1 protein-coding gene is annotated in these 306 nt (G+C 78.8%); it reads left to right on the top strand.

Going from position 1 to position 306, the window contains the following annotated elements; all coding sequences use genetic code 11:
• Window positions 1–306 (top strand): DUF6925 family protein (locus GTW08_RS00695; RefSeq protein ID WP_202416212.1); only part of this gene is annotated, 306 nt, incomplete at both ends.

Below are 306 nucleotides of genomic sequence, written 5' to 3'. Positions count from 1 at the left end.
CGCTCGGCCGGGTCGAGGTGTACGCCGCGATCCCGCCGCCGGAGGGCCGCTCCCCGGACGGGCCGCACACCCACCTGCTCCCGCACGTGCTGCGCGAGGGCCGTACGCACGCGGCGACCGTGCCCGTGCCCGCCGGTCACCTGCCCTGCGCGCACCTCTACCCGGCGCACCCGCTGACCGACCTCACCGGGCGTCCGATCCCGTTCGACCCGACCCGGGCGGCCGCCTTCGACGGCCTGCTGGAGCGGTTCGGGGATCCGGACCAGTGGGCGGTGACCGCCGGGGTGGTCCGGGCGGTCGCGGCGG

The sequence above is a fragment of the Pseudonocardia sp. SID8383 genome, assembly GCF_009864975.1.
Lineage (GTDB): Bacteria > Actinomycetota > Actinomycetes > Mycobacteriales > Pseudonocardiaceae > Pseudonocardia > Pseudonocardia alni.
This window is presented reverse-complemented; position numbering and strand designations above follow the sequence as displayed.